At 65.4% G+C, this 962-nt stretch carries 2 protein-coding genes; one reads left to right on the top strand and one right to left on the bottom strand.

Annotated features, from left to right (window positions below; genetic code table 11):
- Positions 1–450 (bottom strand): PAS domain-containing protein (locus tag SOQ14_RS14225; RefSeq protein ID WP_322898779.1); only part of this gene is annotated, 450 nt, incomplete at its 3' end.
- Positions 451–468: 18 nt separating this feature from the next.
- Here SOQ14_RS14225 and SOQ14_RS14230 point away from each other — a divergent pair.
- Positions 469–804 carry a hypothetical protein gene (locus tag SOQ14_RS14230; RefSeq protein WP_322898780.1) on the top strand — a complete coding sequence of 112 codons (336 nt, stop codon included), beginning with the start codon at positions 469–471 and terminating at the stop codon, positions 802–804.
- Positions 805–962: the final 158 nt, after the last annotated feature.

Here is a 962-nt window from a genome sequence, read left to right on the forward strand (position 1 = left end):
CTCGCGATCKTCATCGACAACAKATTGCACCCAGCGCGAGGGGTCAKTGCCCGAGCCAGCGAATTCCACGCCAAGCTTGGCGGTCCAGTTGGGGGTGATCCAGAAGGTGTCCTCGTCGAAATCGTGATCCCACAAGACGTCGCTGACACTGTCGGCAACGATCCGGAAACGCTCCTGTTCGCGCGCGAGGCGATGGGCCGCCTCTGTTTCAGCCGTCACATCGCGGGCAATGCCGACAATGCGCGGCCCGTAGGTGGATTCGCGCACCTCGGCGATGATCGCCATGTGCATCACTTTCCCATCGGGACGGTTGAACCGGACCGTGACGGAATAGCCTTCCTCGTTCCGCAGCGCTGATTCCATCAGCTTTTCATATCCCGGGTGATCATCGGGATGGATGCGCGAGAGGAAGGTTTCAGCCCTGGCCGGGAACAGATCGGGCGCGAGCACAGGGCAAAGGCACGGGCGATGGCGCAGCCGCGCGCCGGGCAAGCGCGGACACGGGTTCCGCTGCGTGCGCATCCCGCCTTTGCACCGCTGCTCGGCATCTGGGGCGCTGCGCTTGGCGGGGTTATGATGGGCGTGCTTCCCGCCGCAATCCTTGCGTCTCTCGCCAGCACCATGCCGGCCGAACTCGCGCCTTTCCCGGCGCGCCTGACCTTCGCGGTCGGCGGCGCCGTCGTGCTGGGCCTTGTGAGTTTTGCGCTGGCCCGCGGCCTTGGTGCTCGCGCCCGAAAGCCATGCTGCCCGTTCCCTGCCTGTCCTGCCACTGGCCCGGCGGAATCATCCGCACGGCCAAGGTGATGCTTTGTCCTAGCAAGAGTAAGTAAACAGGCAGATAATTTGCCGCACGGCGCTGATCCGTGATCCTTTGGTCAGCGCCCGTCCGGCATGGTGTGATTCGCGCCCACCCGCGCCCCGCCACCGCCATGTGCCGCGCCAGCCTCGCCGTGCCGTAACGG

Origin of the sequence: Erythrobacter epiphyticus, assembly GCF_034653295.1 — a bacterium.
Classification (GTDB): domain Bacteria; phylum Pseudomonadota; class Alphaproteobacteria; order Sphingomonadales; family Sphingomonadaceae; genus Erythrobacter.

What these genes read in the sequence shown, in the direction of transcription:
- SOQ14_RS14230 (WP_322898780.1), top strand. Translation starts at nt 469, where the DNA reads ATGGCGCAGCCGCGCGCCGGGCAAGCGCGGACACGGGTTCCGCTGCGT.